The organism is Cupriavidus sp. 10L45 (genome assembly GCF_056395225.1).
Map to the genome: position 1 here is coordinate 360,589 of NZ_JBFTJC010000002.1, position 18,394 is coordinate 378,982.

Annotated in this window: 18 protein-coding genes; 14 read left to right on the top strand and 4 right to left on the bottom strand. The window is 68.3% G+C overall.

Annotation, left to right across the window (positions count from 1 at the left end; genetic code table 11):
• Entirely contained in the window at nt 1–1,062 is a 1,062-nt protein-coding gene (cyoA, locus tag AC1DFU_RS05090; RefSeq protein WP_441591291.1) for a ubiquinol oxidase subunit II, read from the bottom strand.
• A 149-nt stretch (nt 1,063–1,211) separates the two neighbouring features.
• Between cyoA and AC1DFU_RS05095 the strand changes: the two genes are divergently transcribed.
• From AC1DFU_RS05095 to AC1DFU_RS05115, 5 genes are all read left to right on the top strand, one after another.
• Complete coding sequence (locus tag AC1DFU_RS05095; RefSeq protein ID WP_092293752.1) at nt 1,212–2,534, top strand: MFS transporter; 1,323 nt, start codon at nt 1,212–1,214, stop codon at nt 2,532–2,534.
• A 126-nt stretch (nt 2,535–2,660) separates the two neighbouring features.
• On the top strand, nt 2,661–3,281 hold the full coding sequence (locus tag AC1DFU_RS05100) for a hypothetical protein (protein ID WP_092293750.1): 621 nt from the start codon (nt 2,661–2,663) through the stop codon (nt 3,279–3,281).
• Between the two features lie 66 nt (nt 3,282–3,347).
• Complete coding sequence (locus AC1DFU_RS05105; RefSeq protein ID WP_092293748.1) at nt 3,348–4,256, top strand: LysR family transcriptional regulator; 909 nt, start codon at nt 3,348–3,350, stop codon at nt 4,254–4,256.
• Between the two features lie 133 nt (nt 4,257–4,389).
• Nucleotides 4,390–5,154 (top strand): substrate-binding periplasmic protein, encoded by a 765-nt coding sequence (locus AC1DFU_RS05110; RefSeq protein ID WP_177219896.1) that lies wholly within the window; start codon nt 4,390–4,392, stop codon nt 5,152–5,154.
• 33 nt (nt 5,155–5,187) lie between these two features.
• Nucleotides 5,188–6,462, top strand: a complete 1,275-nt coding sequence (locus AC1DFU_RS05115; protein ID WP_092293744.1) for a GGDEF domain-containing protein — start codon at nt 5,188–5,190, stop codon at nt 6,460–6,462.
• A 25-nt stretch (nt 6,463–6,487) separates the two neighbouring features.
• Here AC1DFU_RS05115 and AC1DFU_RS05120 read toward each other — a convergent pair whose 3' ends face one another.
• The gene (locus AC1DFU_RS05120; protein WP_092293742.1) at nt 6,488–7,384 is read right to left on the bottom strand and encodes a LysR family transcriptional regulator ArgP; all 897 of its coding nucleotides are present in this window, start codon (nt 7,382–7,384) and stop codon (nt 6,488–6,490) included.
• A gap of 73 nt (nt 7,385–7,457) precedes the next feature.
• Here AC1DFU_RS05120 and AC1DFU_RS05125 point away from each other — a divergent pair, with 73 nt between their 5' ends.
• A complete protein-coding gene (locus tag AC1DFU_RS05125; protein WP_441591292.1) occupies nt 7,458–8,114 on the top strand; it encodes a LysE/ArgO family amino acid transporter in 657 nt (218 codons plus the stop codon).
• A 27-nt stretch (nt 8,115–8,141) separates the two neighbouring features.
• On the opposite strand, the gene AC1DFU_RS05130 is transcribed toward AC1DFU_RS05125, so the two are convergent.
• On the bottom strand, nt 8,142–9,566 hold the full coding sequence (locus AC1DFU_RS05130) for an aldehyde dehydrogenase family protein (protein ID WP_092293738.1): 1,425 nt from the start codon (nt 9,564–9,566) through the stop codon (nt 8,142–8,144).
• 133 nt (nt 9,567–9,699) lie between these two features.
• On the opposite strand from AC1DFU_RS05130, the gene AC1DFU_RS05135 reads away from it, so the two are divergent.
• Nucleotides 9,700–10,581 (top strand): LysR family transcriptional regulator, encoded by an 882-nt coding sequence (locus AC1DFU_RS05135; protein ID WP_092293736.1) that lies wholly within the window; start codon nt 9,700–9,702, stop codon nt 10,579–10,581.
• Between the two features lie 144 nt (nt 10,582–10,725).
• Nucleotides 10,726–11,904 carry a GGDEF domain-containing protein gene (locus AC1DFU_RS05140; RefSeq protein ID WP_441591293.1) on the top strand — a complete coding sequence of 393 codons (1,179 nt, stop codon included), beginning with the start codon at nt 10,726–10,728 and terminating at the stop codon, nt 11,902–11,904.
• Between the two features lie 8 nt (nt 11,905–11,912).
• Here the strand turns inward: AC1DFU_RS05140 and AC1DFU_RS05145 are convergent, their stop codons facing one another.
• Nucleotides 11,913–12,860 (bottom strand): hypothetical protein, encoded by a 948-nt coding sequence (locus AC1DFU_RS05145; protein WP_369823409.1) that lies wholly within the window; start codon nt 12,858–12,860, stop codon nt 11,913–11,915.
• A 275-nt stretch (nt 12,861–13,135) separates the two neighbouring features.
• Between AC1DFU_RS05145 and AC1DFU_RS05150 the strand changes: the two genes are divergently transcribed.
• The 6 genes from AC1DFU_RS05150 to mdcE all read left to right on the top strand — a co-directional run bounded on the left by AC1DFU_RS05150 (nt 13,136) and on the right by mdcE (nt 18,390).
• Nucleotides 13,136–13,729, top strand: a complete 594-nt coding sequence (locus AC1DFU_RS05150; RefSeq protein WP_218158026.1) for a cytochrome P460 family protein — start codon at nt 13,136–13,138, stop codon at nt 13,727–13,729.
• A 138-nt stretch (nt 13,730–13,867) separates the two neighbouring features.
• Nucleotides 13,868–15,526 (top strand): malonate decarboxylase subunit alpha, encoded by a 1,659-nt coding sequence (gene mdcA, locus AC1DFU_RS05155; RefSeq protein ID WP_092293731.1) that lies wholly within the window; start codon nt 13,868–13,870, stop codon nt 15,524–15,526.
• Nucleotides 15,526–16,407 carry a triphosphoribosyl-dephospho-CoA synthase gene (locus AC1DFU_RS05160; RefSeq protein WP_441591294.1) on the top strand — a complete coding sequence of 294 codons (882 nt, stop codon included), beginning with the start codon at nt 15,526–15,528 and terminating at the stop codon, nt 16,405–16,407. Before mdcA ends, AC1DFU_RS05160 begins: the two co-directional genes overlap by 1 nt.
• Nucleotides 16,407–16,718 (top strand): malonate decarboxylase subunit delta, encoded by a 312-nt coding sequence (locus AC1DFU_RS05165; protein ID WP_092293727.1) that lies wholly within the window; start codon nt 16,407–16,409, stop codon nt 16,716–16,718. The genes AC1DFU_RS05160 and AC1DFU_RS05165 overlap by 1 nt, the downstream gene beginning before the upstream one ends.
• Nucleotides 16,715–17,569 (top strand): biotin-independent malonate decarboxylase subunit beta, encoded by an 855-nt coding sequence (locus AC1DFU_RS05170; protein ID WP_092293725.1) that lies wholly within the window; start codon nt 16,715–16,717, stop codon nt 17,567–17,569. The genes AC1DFU_RS05165 and AC1DFU_RS05170 overlap by 4 nt, the downstream gene beginning before the upstream one ends.
• Nucleotides 17,566–18,390 carry a biotin-independent malonate decarboxylase subunit gamma gene (gene mdcE / locus AC1DFU_RS05175; protein WP_441591295.1) on the top strand — a complete coding sequence of 275 codons (825 nt, stop codon included), beginning with the start codon at nt 17,566–17,568 and terminating at the stop codon, nt 18,388–18,390. Before AC1DFU_RS05170 ends, mdcE begins: the two co-directional genes overlap by 4 nt.
• Nucleotides 18,391–18,394 lie beyond the last annotated feature (4 nt).

Genomic DNA, 18,394 nt, shown 5'->3' on the forward strand with positions numbered 1-18,394 from the left:
CTACCGCAGCAAGCGCCTGCCGTCGTTCAGCGCGGGTTCCGAGGCGAACATGGACGCCTCGCCCGCCGCGCCGCCAGCCGTATTGCCGGCCGTGCAGACATAGGTGGACGGGTCGAACTTGCCGCGGCTGCGGTCCAGCGCCATCGTGTCCGCCATGCAGGTTCCCCCTAGCACGCAGCGGTTCAGGATCTGCTTGTACAAATCGGGCTCGACGCTGGCATAGCGCTGCACCGGCACGCGCTCGCTCGGCTCGGCCAGCTTCGCGTAGGCATCTTTGGAGAGCGCGGTGCCGCCCGATTTCACCTGCTGCACCCATTTGTCGAAATCGCCGTCTGACAGCCCGTGGAACTTGAAGCGCATGTGCGAGAACCCTTCGCCGCTGTAGTTGCCCGAGAGTCCATCATAGACGCCGGCCTTGTTGATGACGGCGTGCAGCTTGGTCTCCATGCCGGGCATCGCATAGACCATGCCCGCCAGCGAGGGCACGAAGAACGTGTTCATCACCGAGGTGGCCGTGATCTTGAACGCGATGGGCCGGTCCACCGGCGCGGCCATCTCGTTGACCGTGGCGATGCCCTGCTCGGGGTAGAGGAACAGCCATTTCCAGTCCATCGCCACCACTTCCACGACCAGCGGCTTGGTGTCAGGCGTGACGGCGCGTTTGCCGTCGATGAAGGTGAGGGGGCGGTAGGGATCGAGCTGGTGGGTACTCACCCAGGTCACGGCGCCCAGCGCGATGATGATCAGCAGCGGCGCGGCCCAGATGGCCAGCTCCAGCACGGTGGAGTGGTCCCAGTCAGGGTTGTAGTGGGGATTGTTGGCGTTCTCCCGGTACCGCCAGGCGAACAGCAGCGTCAGGATGATCACCGGAACGATGATCAGCAGCATCAGCAGGGTGGCGATGATGATGAGGTCGCGCTGGCGCACGGCCAACTCGCCAGATGGCGAAAAAAGCACTGCGTTGCAACCGGCGAGCGCGGCCAGCAGGCCGAACGCACCAACACGCAAAAGCAGTCTTCCCGTCACTTTGAGCGGCCGAGCCGCAGAATCGAAGGGTCGCATGGTTGCGGAAGTGGCGTTTGAGGAACGTCGAGCGCCGCTCGACGCAATCATCTTTTCGATTTCCTATGGCAGTTTAGGCGCTATTCTTGTCAGTGGATGACTTTGAGTGCAGTTTGACATGCCTCTCGCTCGCGAAGGAGATCTCAAGGATGGCCAGCCTGACCCATCAGCACCGCGCGTCGCCGACTGCACCTCCGGCGGAAGGTCACCATCAGGTGGCGCCCGCCGAAATCGCCACCGGCGTCGTGATCGGCCGCGCGTCGGAGTACTTCGACTTCTTTGTCTACGGCATCGCCTCGGTGCTGGTCTTCCCATCGGTCTACTTCCCCTTCGCCAGTGAGCTGGCGGGGCTGCTCTACAGCTTCACGATCTTTTCCTTCGCGTTCATCGGGCGGCCGTTCGGCACGGCGCTGTTCATGCGCATTCAGCGCCGATGGGGGCGCGGCGTCAAGCTGACGGCCTCGCTGTTCCTGCTCGGCACGGCAACGGTGGGCATCGCCTTCCTGCCGTCCTATGCCACGCTCGGCAGCGCCGCCATCTACCTGCTCGCGTTTTTCCGCTTCCTGCAGGGCATTGCCTTCGGCGGCTCGTGGGATGGCCTGCCGTCGCTGCTGGCCATCAACTCGCCCCCGCACAAGCGCGGCTGGTACGCGATGGTGGGGCAACTGGGCGCGCCCACGGGCTTCATCATCGCCGGCGCGCTGTTCCTGTTCCTCTACGCGAGCCTGACACCGGCTGAATTCATCGACTGGGGCTGGCGCTATCCGTTCTTCGTGGCCTTCGCCATCAACGTGGTGGCGCTGTTCGCGCGGCTGCGGCTGGTGGTGACGCACGAGTACACGCAACTGCTCGACGAAGGCGAGCTGGAGCCGATCAGCACGTTGCAGATGGTGAACGCGCAAGGCTTCAACATCTTCCTCGGCGCCTTCGCGGCGTTGGCGAGCTACGCGCTGTTCCACCTGGTGACGGTGTTCCCGCTGTCCTGGGTGCTCCTGCACAAGGCGCAGGGCGTGACGGACATGCTGGCGATCCAGATCGTGGGCGGCTTCATCGCCTTCATCGGCACGCTGCTGTCGGGCTGGATCGCGGACCGTATCGGCCGCCGCACCACGCTGGCGGTGATGGCGGTGCTGATCGGCATCTTCAGCCTGTTCGCCCCATGGCTGCTCGACGGCGGGCAGACCGGGCAGGACGTGTTCATCCTGGTCGGGTTTGCGCTGCTGGGGCTGTCCTACGGGCAGGCGGCGGGCGTGGTGACGTCGAATTTCGACCGCCGCTACCGCTACACGGGCGCCGCACTGACCACGGACTTCGGCTGGCTGTTCGGCGCGGCCTTCGCGCCGCTGGTGGCGCTGGGCCTGTCGTCCCTGTTCGGGCTGGCGGCAGTGAGCCTGTACCTGCTGTCCGGTGCCGTCGGCACGCTCGTGGCGCTGCGGATCAACAAGGCGCTGGGCACGCACGACGAGGTGTAGCACCGATGGGGCACGACCTGCCCCATCGCCACCCGTTGCGCCACGCCGACACCCCACTAACCACTGAGGCGTGGCGGCCGGCGCGCTGATACCCTTCGGCTCGCGATCCATCCTCAGTCTCGTTCCATGTCTTCCAAGTCCCTGTGCGCAGTGTCCCTGGGCGCGCTGCTGTGCGCGCCTGCCCTGGCCGCCAACACTCAAGTCCTGCTGGAAACCCCCGTTACCTATGCGCCCGGCGCCGGCGTGGTCGACAAGGTCCGCGAGGAATGCCAGATCGAGTCGATGCTGGCCACGCGTGTGTCGGACGTCCTGCGCCGCCGCAACAAGGGCGGTGACGGCAAGCTGGCCGCCGGCGCGGAGGCCGGCGAGGCCCAGGTGATGCGGCTCCAGATCACGCACGTCCTGGGCGTGGGCGGCGGGGCCTGGACCGGCCCGAAGGCCATCACGGTGAATGCCGAGCTGATCGAAGGCGGCAAGGTGGCGCGCCACGTCAAGCTGAACCGCTGGTCCATCGGCGGATTCTGGGGCGGGTTCAAGGGCACCTGTTCGATCCTGAACCGCAGCGCGGTGGCGCTGGCCAAGGACCTGAACCGCTGGGCGCGCGATCCGTCCTACGTGCCGAAGGATGAGGTCGAGCCGCCGGCGCAGGCCGCCGAGGGACCGGCAGAAGGGCAGGCTGAGCCGGCAGCAGAAGTCCCGGCCGATGCCGCGGACGCGCCGCAGGCCAAGGGCACGGCGCTCGAATAGCGCGAGGCGGGCGGCGTATCATGGTGGCGTCATCGACCCCCTGACCCTCCCGTCGCCCCCGCCGCCATGCCCCTGCGCATCAGTGAAGAGATCACGTTCCGCAAGCTCGAGGCCCTGCTGGCCTTCATGGAGACCGGCAACCTGGCCAAGGCCGCGGAGGCGCTCGATATCAGCCCGGTAAGCGTGCACCGGGCGCTCCATTCGCTCGAGGACGGCATGCGCTGCGCGCTGTTCCGCCACGAGGGCCGCAACCTGTTGCCGACCGAGGCCGCGCACGTGCTGGCCGATGTGGCGCGAGATGTCCTCAAGACGATGTCCGACGGCATCCGCGTCACGCGCGAGGCCGCCGGCTACTCCGCCGACCAGCTCAAGATCGGCTCGCTCTATTCGCTGACCATCAAGACCGTGCCGCAGGTGGTCATCGGCATCAAGATGCGCCGCCCGGAGCTGCAGACCGAACTCGTGCTCGGCTCCAACGCCGACCTGCTCCAGAAGCTGCGCCAGGGCTCCATCGACGCCACGCTGATGGCCCTGCCCGAGCCCGACGCCGAAATCGAGTCGATTCCGATGTTCGAGGACGACATCTTCTTCGCCGCCCCGGCCGATTCCCACTACGCCACGCTGCCCGAGATCGACCTGCGGGTCTGCCGGGACGAGCCGTTCGTGTCGCTGGGCGAGGGCTTTGTGACATCGAGCGGCTTCATGGAGGCGTTCCGCATCGCAGATTTCACGCCCAACGTGGTGATGAAGGTCGGGGACATCTTCTCGCTGATGAACCTCGTGGGCGGCGGCATCGGTTATTCCCTGCTGCCCGGGCGCGTGCGGGACGTGTTCGCGAAGAACGTCGCCTTTGTCCCCCTGACCGCCGAATACGACATGAAGCAGTCCATCGGCCTGAGTTTCCTGCGCCGCCGGGAGCGCGATCCGAACCTGCTCGGCCTGGCCGCCGTGTGCCGGATGCTAATGAAAGCCTAGGGTTTCCGGGAGGCAATACCCCTTGTGAGGGGGCCGCACCGCCGTCAATAAATACGGGAGAATGCCGTTGTACTGGCGTGTCAATCCCTTGGTGCCCATGGAAATCATGCTGTCTGCGCGACGAATCGCCGTAATGGCGCCATTGGTGCTGGGGATCTGGCACGCGCAGGCCGCCGCCCAGGCCCGCGCCGCGCCGCCTGCAGCGCCCACCCAGGCGCAGACCACCATCGTTCTGTACTCGGAGGCCGGCCAGCGACCCCAGTCCTACGAGGAAAACGGGATTCCCAAGGGCGCCTATATCGACAACATCAATCGCGTCCTGAAGCGGATTCCCGAATTCAAGGTGCAGGTCCGCTTTGCCCCCTGGGCGCGGGTGGTGGAGGAGGCCCGGAACGGCAACAGCGCCGGCGTGCTCGGCGTCTATTACCGGCCCAGGGAGCGGCCGTTCCTGAATCACTCCAAGCCGTTCTATAGCGAGGAAGTGGCGGTGCACTGCAACCGCGATTCGATCGAGGGCCGCACCTTCCATCGCTATCCGGACGACTTCGCGGGGCTGAAGTTCGGCAACCAGCGCGGCTACCTCGCCCCCGGCCCGCGCTTTTTCCAGCTGGCGCGGGAGGGCAAGATCCAGCTCGTGGAGGGGCATGAGTTCCACGACCTGGTCAAGAAGATGCTGGTGCAGGAGATCGACTGCGTGGTGAATCCCACCGTGGTCATCAACGAGGCGCTGGTCACGCTGGAAGCGCAGGGCATTCCGGAGCGCATGCGCTACAAGTCCCGACGGGCGATGACCATCAAGACCGAGACCGTGCACGTCGGATTCAGCAAGAAGTACGAGGAATCGCACCCGGAACTCGCCAGGTTCCGGCAATTGTTCGACCAGGCGGCGGACCAATAGCCCGCGCCGCGACCCCTCAGGATTGCGCATTCCATGCCACTGCTGCCACCGGTTCGTTCGATCCGGAACAGGATGATCGTGCTGTTCATCGTTGCCACCACGACAACGCTGGGCGCGTTCGCCATGCATCGGCAATGGCTGCTGCACCAGGACCTGGAGCAGCGCTTCGAGCGGACCCGTGGCGAGGTGTTGGACGGCCTCAAGCAGAGCCTGGCCGCGCCCACCTGGGCGCTGAACGTGGGGACCCTGCGCACGCAGCTGGAATCCACGCTGATCCATCCCGAGGTCACCGAGGCCTGCGTCTTCTCCCCGGACCGGGAGGAGGTGTACGCGGCGGTGCAGCGCACGGCCACCGCCGCCCCGGCCGGGCCATTCTGCGCGGCCAGCGGGCATGACGTGCTGGCGGAAGTCACGCTCTATCCCCCGGATGACATCGACGCCGAGCGGCGCAGCCAGGCCATCGGCACGGCCGTGGTCCGCTTCACGCGCGACACGATGCAGAAGACCCAGCGCGCGGCCATGATCCAGGGGATCACCGAGGTCGCCGTGATCGACGTAGCGCTGGTCATCCTGCTGACCTTCGGCCTGCGGATGGTGTTCCGGCCGCTCGAGCATCTGCGGGAGGCGCTGTTCGAACTGTCCTCCAGCCATGGCGACCATCTCGACGAACTTGCCCGGCTGGGTCGCACCGAGTTCGATAGCGTGATCGACGGCTTCAACTCGGTCCTGCGCCGGCTCCGGCTGATCATTGCCCTGCGCACGGAGGCGGAACTGGAATTGATGGAGAAAAACCGCCTGCTTGAGGCGCTCTCCAAGACCGACCAGCTCACCGGGGTGTTCAACCGGCGGCATCTCGACGATGCACTGGCCGGCGCGCTGGCGCGCAGCCGTGTCGAAGGCAAGCCGTTCTCGATCCTGCTGATCGACGTGGACCGCTTCAAGTCGGTCAACGACACCTACGGCCATCAGGTGGGCGACCGCGTGCTGGTCGAGATCGCCGACCTGATCATGGCGGTCAAGCGGCCGACGGACACCCTCGGGCGCTGGGGCGGCGAAGAATTCCTGCTGATCTGCGCCGATACTGCCCTGCAGGACGCCGTGTACTTCGCCCACCGGCTGCGTAATGCGCTGGCCGAGCAGGACTTCGCGGTGACGGGCCGGATGACCGCGAGCCTGGGCGTGGCCTGCGTGCAGCCGGGCGACACCATCCACGGCATGATCGCCCGCGCCGACACGGCCCTGTACCGCAGCAAGGAGCGCGGCCGGAATCGGGTCGAGTTCGCCGACGATGGCGTGACCACGCCGTAACAGCGGAAAGCCGCCGCCGGGCCGGTCAGGGCGGTAACAGACCGGTCCGGGCGGCGGCCATCACTTCCCGGCTCAGGCCGTCGATCAAGGCCGATGCCGCGCGGGCGTAGTGCCAGTGCAGGGGCACGTCCAGCGGGGTGTCTGGCACGAGTTCGACCAGCGCGCCGTCTGCGAGATGTTGGGCGATCAGGCTCTGCGGATGCAGGCCCCAGCCCATGCCGGCCACGGCCGCCGTGACAAACGCCTGCGATGAGGGCAGCGTGTGCCGGGGCAGTTCCACATGCCGATGGCACAGGCGCCGCACCCAGGTCGCCTGCAACGCATCCTTGTTGTTGAACACCAGACTCGGCGCCGCCGCCAGACTGCCGGCACCCACGCCGGCGGCGAAATGGCGTTGCACGAAGGCCGGGCTGGCAGCCGCCAGATAGCGCATGGCGCCCAGCGGACGGCTTTCGCAGCCAGCGGCAGGGCGGGCGGCGGCGGTCACGGCAGCCAGCACGGCGCCGCTGCGCAGCCATTCGGTGGTGTGGTCCTGATCGTCCACCGCCACCTCCATCAGGACGGGATGTTGCGCGGCAAACGTCGCAATCGCCGGCGCGGCCCACGTCGCCAGACTGTCGGCATTGATCGCGACGGGCAGCGCCACCCGCGCCAGCCCCTCCGCCGCGAGTGACGGCAACGTCCCCTGCAATTCATGTTCGAGCATCCGCACGCGGTCCACGTGCTGGCACAGCCGGCGCCCGGTTTCCGTGGCCCGGCAGGGCTGGTCGCGGATCACCAGCGCGCAGCCCACGCGCTCCTCCAGCAGGCGAATGCGTTGGGAAATGGCCGATGGGGTCACGTGCAGCGCGCGGGCCGCACGCTCGAAGCTGCCTTCGCGCACCACGGCGGCCAAGGCGGACAGGGCGGCGTAATCGAGCATGAGATTAGTGAAACTACATCGAATGAAGAAAAGATAGTTTGTCTACATTTTCCAGAGCAGGCAAGCTGCGCGCATGATTTCCGCACTGCCCACTCCTTCGCTCCCTTTATCCGTCGCCCTGCAGGGCCTGGCCCTGAGCTTCGGCCTGATCGTCGCCATCGGCGCGCAGAACGCGTTCGTGCTGCGTCAGGGCCTGCGCCGGGAGCATGTGGGCAGCGTGGTCCTGCTCTGCGCGGTGGCGGATGCCTTGCTGATTGCCGCCGGCGTCATGGGCATGGCCCAGGCGCTGGGCGAGCGCCCGGGCCTTGCGCGCTTACTGGCGCTGGCCGGCGCGATCTTTCTGGCCGTCTATGGCTGGCGGGCGCTGCGGCGCGCGGGGCAGGCGCACCGGCTGCAGGCGTCGGAGGGGGAGAAGGGTGCGAAGAGTCTTAGCCGAGGCGCGATATTGGCGCAGGCGGCGGCCTTCACGCTGCTCAATCCACACGTCTATCTGGACACCGTGCTGCTGGTGGGCAGCATCGGCGCCCAGCAGCCGGCCGCGCTACGTGGCTGGTTCGTGGCGGGCGCCAGTTCCGCCAGCCTGTGCTGGTTCGGGCTGCTCGGGTTTGGCGCGCGCTTTCTCGCCCCGTGGTTCGCCCGGCCGAAGGCCTGGCGCGTGCTCGACGGGCTGGTCGGTATCACCATGTTCGTTCTGTCGGCGCTGCTGGTGCGCCATGCCTGGGCGGGCTGAGCCCGCCCGCCATGACAGCGCCCCTGACTACACCGGCACGTTCAGCACCGCCTTGGTCTCCAGGAACGCTTCCAGCCCATAGACGCCGTACTCGCGCCCAATGCCCGACTGCTTCAGGCCGCCGAACGGCGCCGCCGGGTCGTGGGCGAGCGTGTTGACGAGGACCCGCCCGGCCTCGATGCGCGACGCCACCGCGTGCGCCCGCTGGACATCCGCCGACAGCACGTAGGCCTGCAAGCCGTAGCTGGTGTCGTTGGCGATGGCGATGGCCTCCTCCTCGTCCCGGTAGGTAATGATCGACAGTACCGGTCCGAAGATCTCCTCGCGCGCAATCGTCATGTCGTTGGTCACATCGCTGAAGACGGTCGGGCGCACGAACCAGCCTGCGTCCAGCCCCTCCGGCCGGCCTTCGCCGCCCGCAACCAGCCGCGCGCCTTCGTCAATGCCGATGCGGATATAGCGCTGCACGCGCTCCCACTGCTTCTGGCTGACCATCGGCCCGACCGTCGTCTGCGGATCGCGCGGATCGCCGGCTTGCGTGGCCGCCACGATGTCGCGCACGTGCGCCTCGAACTCGGCAAGCCGGTGTTCCGGCACCAGAATCCGCGTGCCGGCGATGCACGCCTGCCCGCTGTTCATAAAGCCGGCGTCCATGGCCATCGGCACGGCTTCGTCGAAGTTCGCATCGTCGAGCACGACCACGGGCGACTTGCCACCCAACTCCAGCGTCACCCGCTTCAGCGTGTCCGCCGCCACACGCAGGATGGTCTTGCCGACCGCCGTGGAGCCCGTGAACGACACCTTGGTCACATCGGGATGCGTGCTGATCTCGGCGCCGACCACATCGCCGCGCCCTGTGACGATATTGAACACGCCGGGCGGCACGTCCGCCGCGTGCAGCGCCTCGGTGACGATGCGGGTCTGCATCGCGCTCATCTCGCTCGGCTTGATGACGGCGGTGCAGCCGGCGGCCACGGCGGCAGCCAGCTTGCCGCAGATAAAGCCCGCGTCGCTGTTCCACGGCGTGATCAGCCCGGCCACGCCCATCGGCTGCATCACCACCTCGGCGCCGCCCACGCGGCGCGTGAACGTGTACTGCTCGAGCACATTGGCCGCGTCGATCAGCACGTTGCTCGCATGCCGGGCCATCCAGCGGCCCCGGGACACCGGCGCGCCGTACTCCTCGGTGATCGCCTCGTACAGTTCGTCTTCCTTCGCCAGCACGGCGGCGTGCATGCGCTTCAGCAGGTCCACGCGCGCGCGCTGGCTGGTGCGGGAGAAGGCCGGGAACGCCCGTTTGGCGGCGGCGATGGCGTCCCGGGCGTCCTGCGCGTCGGCCAGGCGCACCTGGCCGATCACCTGTTCGGTGGCCGGGTTGAACAGGTCGAACATCTCGTCGCCGTGCGGGGTGACGAAGGCACCGTCGATATAAATCTTGTCGATGATCTGCATGGTGGGTCTCCGGGGTAGCGGAAAAGCATCTTAAGCAAAGCGCGAAAAACGCGGGCTGAAGCACAAGATAGCTCTGCGCCATTGTGTTGACTAGCCATACAATGCGGGATGTGATGATGAAGAAATCAGGATAATGAAATCCTCTGGCCTCGGTGAACTGGAGGCGGTGCTGGCGGTGGCGCGGCATCGCAGCTTTCGGGCGGCAGCGGCGGAGCTGGGCGTCTCCACGTCCGCGCTCAGCCACGCGGTGGCGGCGCTGGAGTCGCGCATCGGCGTGCGGCTGTTCCATCGCACCACCCGCAGCGTGTCGCTGACGGCGGCCGGCGCGCAGTTCGTGGACAGCATCGCGCCGGCGCTGTCCACGATCCGGGGCGCGATCGAGCAGGCGGGGAGCCTGCGCGACACCGTGTCGGGCCAGTTGCGCATCAACACCTCGGCGGGCGCCGCGCGGCAGGTGATGCCGCTGTTCATCGCCTTCCTGCAGCGCTATCCGGCCATGACGCTCGATATCGTCACGGAAGGGCGGCTGATCGACATCGTCGCCGACGGCTTCGATGCCGGCATCCGCCTCGCCGAAACCCTGCCGCAGGACATGATCGCCGTGCCCTTCGGCGATACCCAGCGCTTCGCCGTGGTCGGCAGCCCGGACTACTTCGCCCGGCACAAGCCGCCGCGCACGCCCGCCGACCTGCACGCGCACGCCTGCATCCGCACGCGCATGCCGAGCGGGGCGATCTACCAGTGGGAATTCGCGCGGCATGGCGAGGCGGTGCGCGTCGACGTCAAAGGCGCGCTGACCCTCGACGAGCCCGGCCTGACGCAGCAGGCCGCCCGCGCCGGGCTGGGGCTGGCCTACCTGAGCGAGTGGAACGTGGCCGCCGACCTGCAGGCCGGCACGCTGGTGCGCGTGCTGGAAGGCTGGACGCCGCCGCTCGATGGCCTGTGCCTGTACTACCCGGGCCGCCGCCACGTGCCGGCCGGCCTGCGCGCGCTCATCGACCTGATCCGCGAGTAGGCACCGAACAGGCACCGAACAGGCACCGAACAGGCACCGAATAGACACCAATCACCGGCGTATCAAGCACCATCCCGCGGGCGGGTTTCCACGTAAAATTCGGCAGCCGGCGCGATGCGTCGGCGCAATGTCTTTACATTTGGGATGTACGTAGACCTCCTCACCCTTTATCTCCTCGCCATCGGGACGCTTCTGGCCAGTGCCGGCATGACGTTCTGGGAGCATCGGACCAATCCCCGCCGCAGCCGCACGCTGCGGATTCTCGCGGCCGGTTTCACGACGCTCGCCATCGGCTGCGCGCTGGTGCTGGTCCGGCGCAGCGTGCCCGGGGCGATGGGCTCCGCCGTCAGCAATCTCGTCATCCTTACCGGGTACCTGCTGGTCCTCGGCGGCATCGCTTCGCTGAGCGGGCGGCAGTATCGCGCGGCGTCGGTGGGGATACTGATCGTGGACGCGCTGGTGTGGGCCGGCTGGGGCGCGCAGCGGCTGGACCTCATGTGGAACTACGTCAGCGCCCTGCCGATCGCGCTGATCAGCGCCATGACAGCGCGCGAGATGCTGCGTTGCGAGGCGATGAAGGCGCTCCGTTCGCGCCACATCATCGTGGTCGTGGCGGGCATCCATGCCGTGGTCTATTTCGCGCGGGCCCTGATCCTGCCGTGGCTGGTTTCTGCCTACGGGCCGGCGATGCAGGCCGCCGCCAGCAAGCTCACGGTCTACGAAGGGGTGCTGTACTCGGTCCTCCTGCCGATGGCGCTGCTCAAGCTGATCCGTGACGAGGCCCACGGCCAGCTCCTGCAGGAAGCCCAGACCGACTACCTGACCCGGCTGGGCAACCGCCGCTGGTTCTTCGAGCAGGGCGCCCGCCTCTTCGGTGGCGAAGGGAGCCGGCCGGTGGCCGTGCTGGCGTTCGACCTCGACCGCTTCAAGGCCGTCAACGACGTGTACGGTCACCAGACTGGCGACCAGGTGCTGAAGTCGTTCGCGGAAATCGCCCGGCGTGTGCTGGGGCCGCACGCGCTGCTCGGGCGCATCGGCGGCGAGGAGTTCGCCGCCCTGCTGACCGGCGACGACGCGCGCCGCGCCCGGGCGCTCGGCGAGGCCGTGGCCACGCGCTTCGCCGACACCATCCCGCACCAGATCCACGGCCTCGGTCTCGGCATTCCGGCCACGGTCAGCATCGGGCTGGCCCACTTCGAGACCGAGGTGCCGCCGCTGGCCGACGCGCTGGCCGCCGCCGACCAGGCGCTGTATCGCGCCAAATCGCTCGGCGGCAACCGGCTCGAAGTGGCGCGGACCGCCGAGGGCTCCGCCGTGCGCTGAGCCGGGCCCTAGAAGCTGGCCGCCAGCCCGAACGACAGGCCGTGCACGTTGTTGCCGAAGACGTAGCGGAACACGCCCCGGATGCGGGTGACGAATACTTCATGTGCGCTGGTGTCGAGTTCCAGCCCGGTGCCGACCGTGGTCAGCTGGCTGAAGCCCAGCGCGCCGGCCTGGTTGCCGAAGTAGTGCGAGTGGGACAGTTCGAGCACATAGCGCACCGGCCGGTCCAGCGCACGCAGGCCGGTGGGCGCGCGCCAGCGGGCGTAGAGGCTGGCGGTCTGGGCGGCGGCGGAGGCGTTCATGCCCCCCGTGGTGCCAAAGCTGCGCAGGTAGATGTTGGTGTAGCGCAGCTCCACATCGACATCGCGCTCGTTGCGGTGGCTTTCCCAGTCCAGCATCACCGACCCGCCCAGCCCGTAGGCGTTCATGGCGCCGTTGTCCAGGAAGGCGATCTCCTGGTCGGTCACATGTTCCACCGCGAACTTGGCGACGGAGAGGTCGCTGGCCACGCGGCCGATCGAGGCATTGAAGATCGGCCGGAACACCAGTTCCTTGCTGTCGATGAGCGGGAAATCCCAGCCGACGCCGACCGTGCCCGCGAAGGTATTCCACTTGGTCGGCAGCTTGCGGGTCTCCTGGCCGTTGGAGGCCACGAAGGTCGGGTCGTAGCGGTTGTAGGCAATCGACCCCTCCAGGTAGAGCGGGAACGACTGGCTCAAGGTGAAACCGCCGCCGAGCTGCCAGAGCGTCAGGGCGGGGTTGTCGGTGCTGGTGTTGCTGATGGAGAGCGAACTGGAGGCGAGGTCAGGCACCACGGCGAACGACATCAGCGTCAGCACCGCATTGGCCTGCTTCTGGACGTTGGCGCCCACGATGCCGAACGTGGGGCCGGTCTGGGCGTGGGCCGGCGCCGGGGCGAGGCCCACCATCCCCATCATCGCCAACATCACCAACATCACCAACATCACCACACATCGCGCGGAATTCAGGATGCCATGGGCGCGCATCGCCTACCTCTTCCTGGCCGGATTCAAGGACGCGGTCATGATCGCCGCAACGCCCAGTCGGCGGAAGTAAAACTTCTTGCGCGGCCATTAAGAAAGTTCGGTGCTTGATGTGGCGCAAACGGCGCGACGCTGCGCAACGTTCATTCCGGACAAATCCGACCGCCTGTTCAATGCCGCGCGGCGGATTGGCGTGACGATGGCGCCTGCACACCGGAGGACAAACCATGAAAAAAATCGTAGGGATGGCGCTGGCCGTGACGGCGTTGGCTGGCGCGGGCGTTGGGCTGGCGGAGACGGCGAAGGAAGCCGCCGGGAAAGACAGCATGCAGGCGGCCAAGCCGGTCGCCAAGATAGCCAATCAGGACCTCAGCAAGGTAGCCGTGCCGGACAAGATCCCGCCCGGCTACCGCGCGTGGACGCTGATCTCGGTGGCCCGCGAGGAAGGCGCCACCGACGACCTGCGCGCCATCCTCGGCAACGAGGCGGCGGTCGTGGCCCTGCGCAGCGGCAAGTACCCGCTGCCCGACGGCGCCATCATCGCCCGGCTCGCCTGGAGCTACGACGCGCTGGCGGAGAGCGCGGAAGCCTTCGGCAAGGCCCAGTCCCACGTGGCCGGGCACCCGAAGAACGGCCTCCAGTTCATGGTGCGGGATTCGACCAAGTACGCCGCCACCGGCGGCTGGGGCTACGTGCAGTTCGATGACGGCAAGCCCTCGGACGCCACCAAGCAACAGGCCTGCTTCGCCTGCCACACGGTCGTCAAGAACCGCGACTATGTGTTCAACCGCTTCGCCCCGGATCCGCCTAACAGCAACTAGCCGAGCCCGGACAGAGGGAAGTGGCGGTCCCGTCATTTCTCTCACCGTAACGATCCGCCGCCGGGTGTCATTGTTTGACCATGGCCCCCGGCGTATCGTGGCCCACATCGACAGTCATGCCGCATGTCCGGAGCCGCGATGCCAGATTCCCCCACTCCCCGCCAATGGGACACCCGCCGCGTTGAGAAGCGCCGCCGCCAGGGCCTTGGCGCCCGGCTGGCCGATGGCAAGGTGGTTGCCACCGACAACATCGTCCCCTTCCTCGAAGCCGTGACCGCCCCGGGCGACCGCGTGGTGCTCGAGGGCAACAACCAGAAGCAGGCGGACTTCCTGTCCCGTGCGCTGGCCGAGGTAGACCCGGCCACCGTGCACGACCTGCACATGATCATTCCGAGCGTCAGCCGCGTCGAACATCTGGACCTGTTCGAGCGCGGCATCGCGCGCAAGCTCGACTTCGCCTATGCCGGCACGCAGAGCGTGCGGATCTCGCAGTTCCTTGAGGATGGGCTGCTCGAAGTCGGCGCCATCCACACCTATATCGAGCTGTACGCCCGGCTGTATGTGGATCTGACACCACAGATCGTGCTGATTGCCGGCTACAAGGCCGACCGCGCCGGCAACCTCTACACCGGCGCCAGCACCGAGGACACGCCCGCGCTGGTGGAAGCCGCCGCGTTCCGCGACGGTCTGGTGATCGCCCAGGTCAACGAGATCGTGGACGACCCGGCCGACCTGCCGCGCGTGGACATCCCCGGCTCGTGGATCGACTACGTGGTGCAGGCCGACAAGCCGTTCTTCTGCGAGCCGCTGTTCACGCGCGACCCGCGCCTGATCAAGCCGGTGCACGTGCTGATGGCGATGATGGCCATCCGTGGCATCTACGAGCGGCACAAGGTGCAGTCGCTGAACCACGGCATCGGCTTCAACACGGCCGCCATCGAACTGATCCTGCCGACCTACGGCGAATCGCTCGGGCTCAAGGGCAAGATCTGCAAGCACTGGACGCTGAATCCGCACCCCACGCTGATCCCGGCGATCGAATCGGGCTGGGTCGAGAGCGTGCACAGCTTCGGCAGCGAACTGGGCATGGAGAACTACGTGTCGGCCCGGCCGGACGTCTTCTTCACCGGCGCGGACGGCGCGATGCGCTCCAACCGGGCCTTCTGCCAGCTCGCCGGCCAGTATGCGGTGGACCTGTTTATCGGCTCCACGCTCCAGATCGATGGCGACGGGCATTCGTCGACGGTCACGCGCGGCCGGCTTTCGGGCTTCGGTGGCGCGCCGAACATGGGCCACCAGCCGGGCGGACGTCGCCACGCCACCCCGGCCTGGCTCGACCTGATCGAGACTGACGACCCGCTCGCGCGGGGCCGCAAGCTGGTGGTGCAGATGGTCGAGACCTTCCAGGCGGGCGGCAAGCCGACCTTCGTGGAGTCCATGGACGCTGTGCAGGTGGCCAAGGATGCCGGCATGCCGCTGGCGCCGGTGATGATTTATGGCGATGACGTCACGCACGTGCTGACCGAGGAAGGCATCGCCTATTTATATAAGGCGACGTCGATCGAGCAGCGCCGCCGGATGATCGCGGCGGTGGCCGGCGTCACGCCGATTGGCATGCGCCACGATCCGGCCACCACGCGCCAGATGCGCAGCGACGGGTTGATCGCACTGCCGGAAGACCTCGGCGTGCATCGCGCCGATGCCACGCGCTCGCTGCTGGCGGCCAAGAGCATGGCCGATCTGGTCGAGTGGTCGGGCGGGCTGTACGAGCCGCCGGCACGTTTCCGGAGCTGGTAATGGCCGTCCCAATCCATGTGGTAGCGCTCACCGAAGACCGCGCCGGCGCCATCGGCGCACTGGCCGAAGCGGTGTTGATCGACGAGGCGATGTTGTCGCCCAAGCCCGGGCTGGTGGATGCGCGCGGCAGCGGCGCCCACCGCGACCTGACGCTGGCGCTGATGGTGGCGTCCGCGCGCAGCCTGCGCGGCGGCTTCGCCGCGATGGCGGAGGCGGGGCGGGAATCCTCCGGCGTCGATCGACCCCTGCGCGAACAACTCGGCGCGCTGGGCCGCGCGGCGGAGGCGACGATGCTGCGCGCCACCGGCGGCGTCAACACCCATCGCGGCGCGATCTGGTGCCTGGGCCTGCTGGCCGGCGCCGCCGGGCTGCTGCCGGAGGGTGCGGATGCCCACGCCGTGGCCGACGCGGCCGGGGCCATCGCCCAGCTGCCAGACCGGCATCGCCCCGCGCACACCGGCAACAAGGGCGAACTGGCGCGGCAGGCGTATCAGGTAGGTGGCGCGCGCGGGCAGGCCGAGGCCGGCTTCCCGCATGTCGTGCAACGGGGTTTGCCGACGCTGCGCGCCAGCCGCGCGCGCGGCGATGCGGAGCCCACCGCGCGCGTTAATGCGCTGCTGGCGATCATGGCCGGGCTCGACGATACCTGCGTGCTGGCCCGCGCCGGCCGCGAAGGGCTGGCCACGATGCAGGCCGGCGCCGCTGCCGTGCTGGCGGCGGGCGGCATCGGCACGCTGCCGGGCCGGCGGCTGCTGCATCGGCTCGAAGCCGGCATGCTGGCGCGCAACGCCTCCCCCGGCGGCGCCGCCGACCTGCTCGCCGCCACGTTATTTCTCGATCGCCTGCCCACCGGGCCGGCGCTCCCCCACGGAGACCGATGATGGAACAACTCCAGTTCGAATATCCCGCCGGCGCACCGGCCAGCCAGCGCGTACTGGTGGGCGTGGTCGGTTCCGGCGACCTTGAAGTGATGATCGAACCCGGCGACGCCGGCAAGACCTCGATCCAGGTGACCACCTCGGTGGACGGCTACGGCCGCGTCTGGGACGCCCAACTCACGCGCGTCTTCAGCGCCGAGCCGCGCGCCGCCATGCGTATCCGCATCCACGACTTCGGCGCCACGCCGGGCGTGGTGGGCATGCGGCTGGCCGAGGCGTTCGAGGCATTGGATGACAGCAAGGGGCAGCCATGAGCCAGCCCGCACTGCTGTCGCGCGAGAGTTTTGTCGAACTGGGCGCCCGCGCGCGCGCCCATGCGCTGCTGGACCCCGGCACCTTCCGCGAACTGGCGGGGCCGTTCGACGGCCTGACTTCGACCTGGCTCGCGCGTCAGGGCGTTGTGCCGCAGGCCGATGACGGCGTGATCGTCGCCAAGGGCACCATCGACGGGCATCCCACCGTCGTGCTGGCCATCGAAGGCGCCTTTCAGGGCGGCAGCCTGGGCGAAGTGGGCGGCGCCAAGATTGCCGGCGCGCTGGAACTGGCCGCGCAGGACAACCGACAGGGCACCCCGACGCGCGCGGTGATCCTGTTCGAGACCGGCGGCGTGCGGCTGCAGGAGGCCAACCTCGGCCTCGCCGCCATCGCCGAGATCCACGCGGGCATCGTCGATCTGCGCCGCTACCAGCCGGTGATCGGCGTGATTGCGGGGCAGGTGGGGTGTTTCGGCGGGATGTCGATTGCGGCCGGACTGTGCAGCACGCTGGTGGTCACGCGTGAGGCGCGGCTGGGCCTGAACGGGCCGGCCGTGATCGAGCAGGAGGCCGGCATTGCCGAGTACGACTCGCGCGACCGGCCGCTGATCTGGAGCCTGACCGGCGGCGAGCAGCGCATCGCTACCGGGCTGGCGGACCGCTATGTCGAGGATGACAGCGCGGCGATCCGCGCCACCGTGGCGGCCCTCGTCGCCGAGCCGCCCAATCAGCCACCCACCCCGCCGCGCAGTGCCGCGTATGCGTCCTATCTGCAGCGGCTGGCCGACTATGACCCCGCGCGGCAGGCCGATGCGGCCACCGTGCGCGCCGTGTTTGGAGAACCGTCATGACGACCGAATCGACTGAATCGAACTCCCGGGGCGCCATTTGGCTCGCCGCCTTGAGCCAGGGCGCATCGCGCCTGACCGACTATCCGGCCTCGATCCAGGTGGCCGATGGCGAACTGGCGGGCCGGCCCGTGCGCTGGATCGCGGTGGTGCCCGATGCCGCCAGCCCGTTCCCGCGCGCCCGCCATGGCGAGGTGGGGCTGCGCGAGGGCTGGACGCTCGCGCGCGCCGTCCATGACGCCGTGCAGGCGGACCGCGACGCGCCGGTCAAGCGCGCCATCGTCGCCGTGGTGGATACCCCGAGCCAGGCCTACGGCCGGCGCGAGGAAGCGTTCGGCATTCACCAGTCGCTGGCCAGCGCGGCGGATGCCTACGCCACCGCGCGCCTGCAGGGGCATCCGGTGATCGCGCTGCTGGTGGGCAAGGCCATGTCGGGCGCCTTCCTCGCGCACGGCTATCAGGCCAACCGCATCGTCGCGCTGGCGGACCCCGGCGTGCAGGTGCATGCGATGGGCAAGGAAGCGGCGGCGCGCATCACCATGCGCAGCGTGGAGGACCTCGAAGCCTTCGCGGCCACCGTACCGCCGATGGCCTACGACATCGACAACTACGCCACGCTGGGCCTGCTGTGGCGGCGCGTGCCGGTCGCCCGGGCCGAGGCGCCCGAAGCCGGTGACGTCGCCACGGTGCGCACGGCGCTGGAAGCTGCGCTGGCCGATATCGACGCCGACCCCGAGCGCGACCTGCGCAGCCGGCTGGGCGGCGAGAACCGGCAGGCATCGGCGCGCGTGCGCGAGGTGCTCGCCCGGCAGTGGCAGGGATGACACC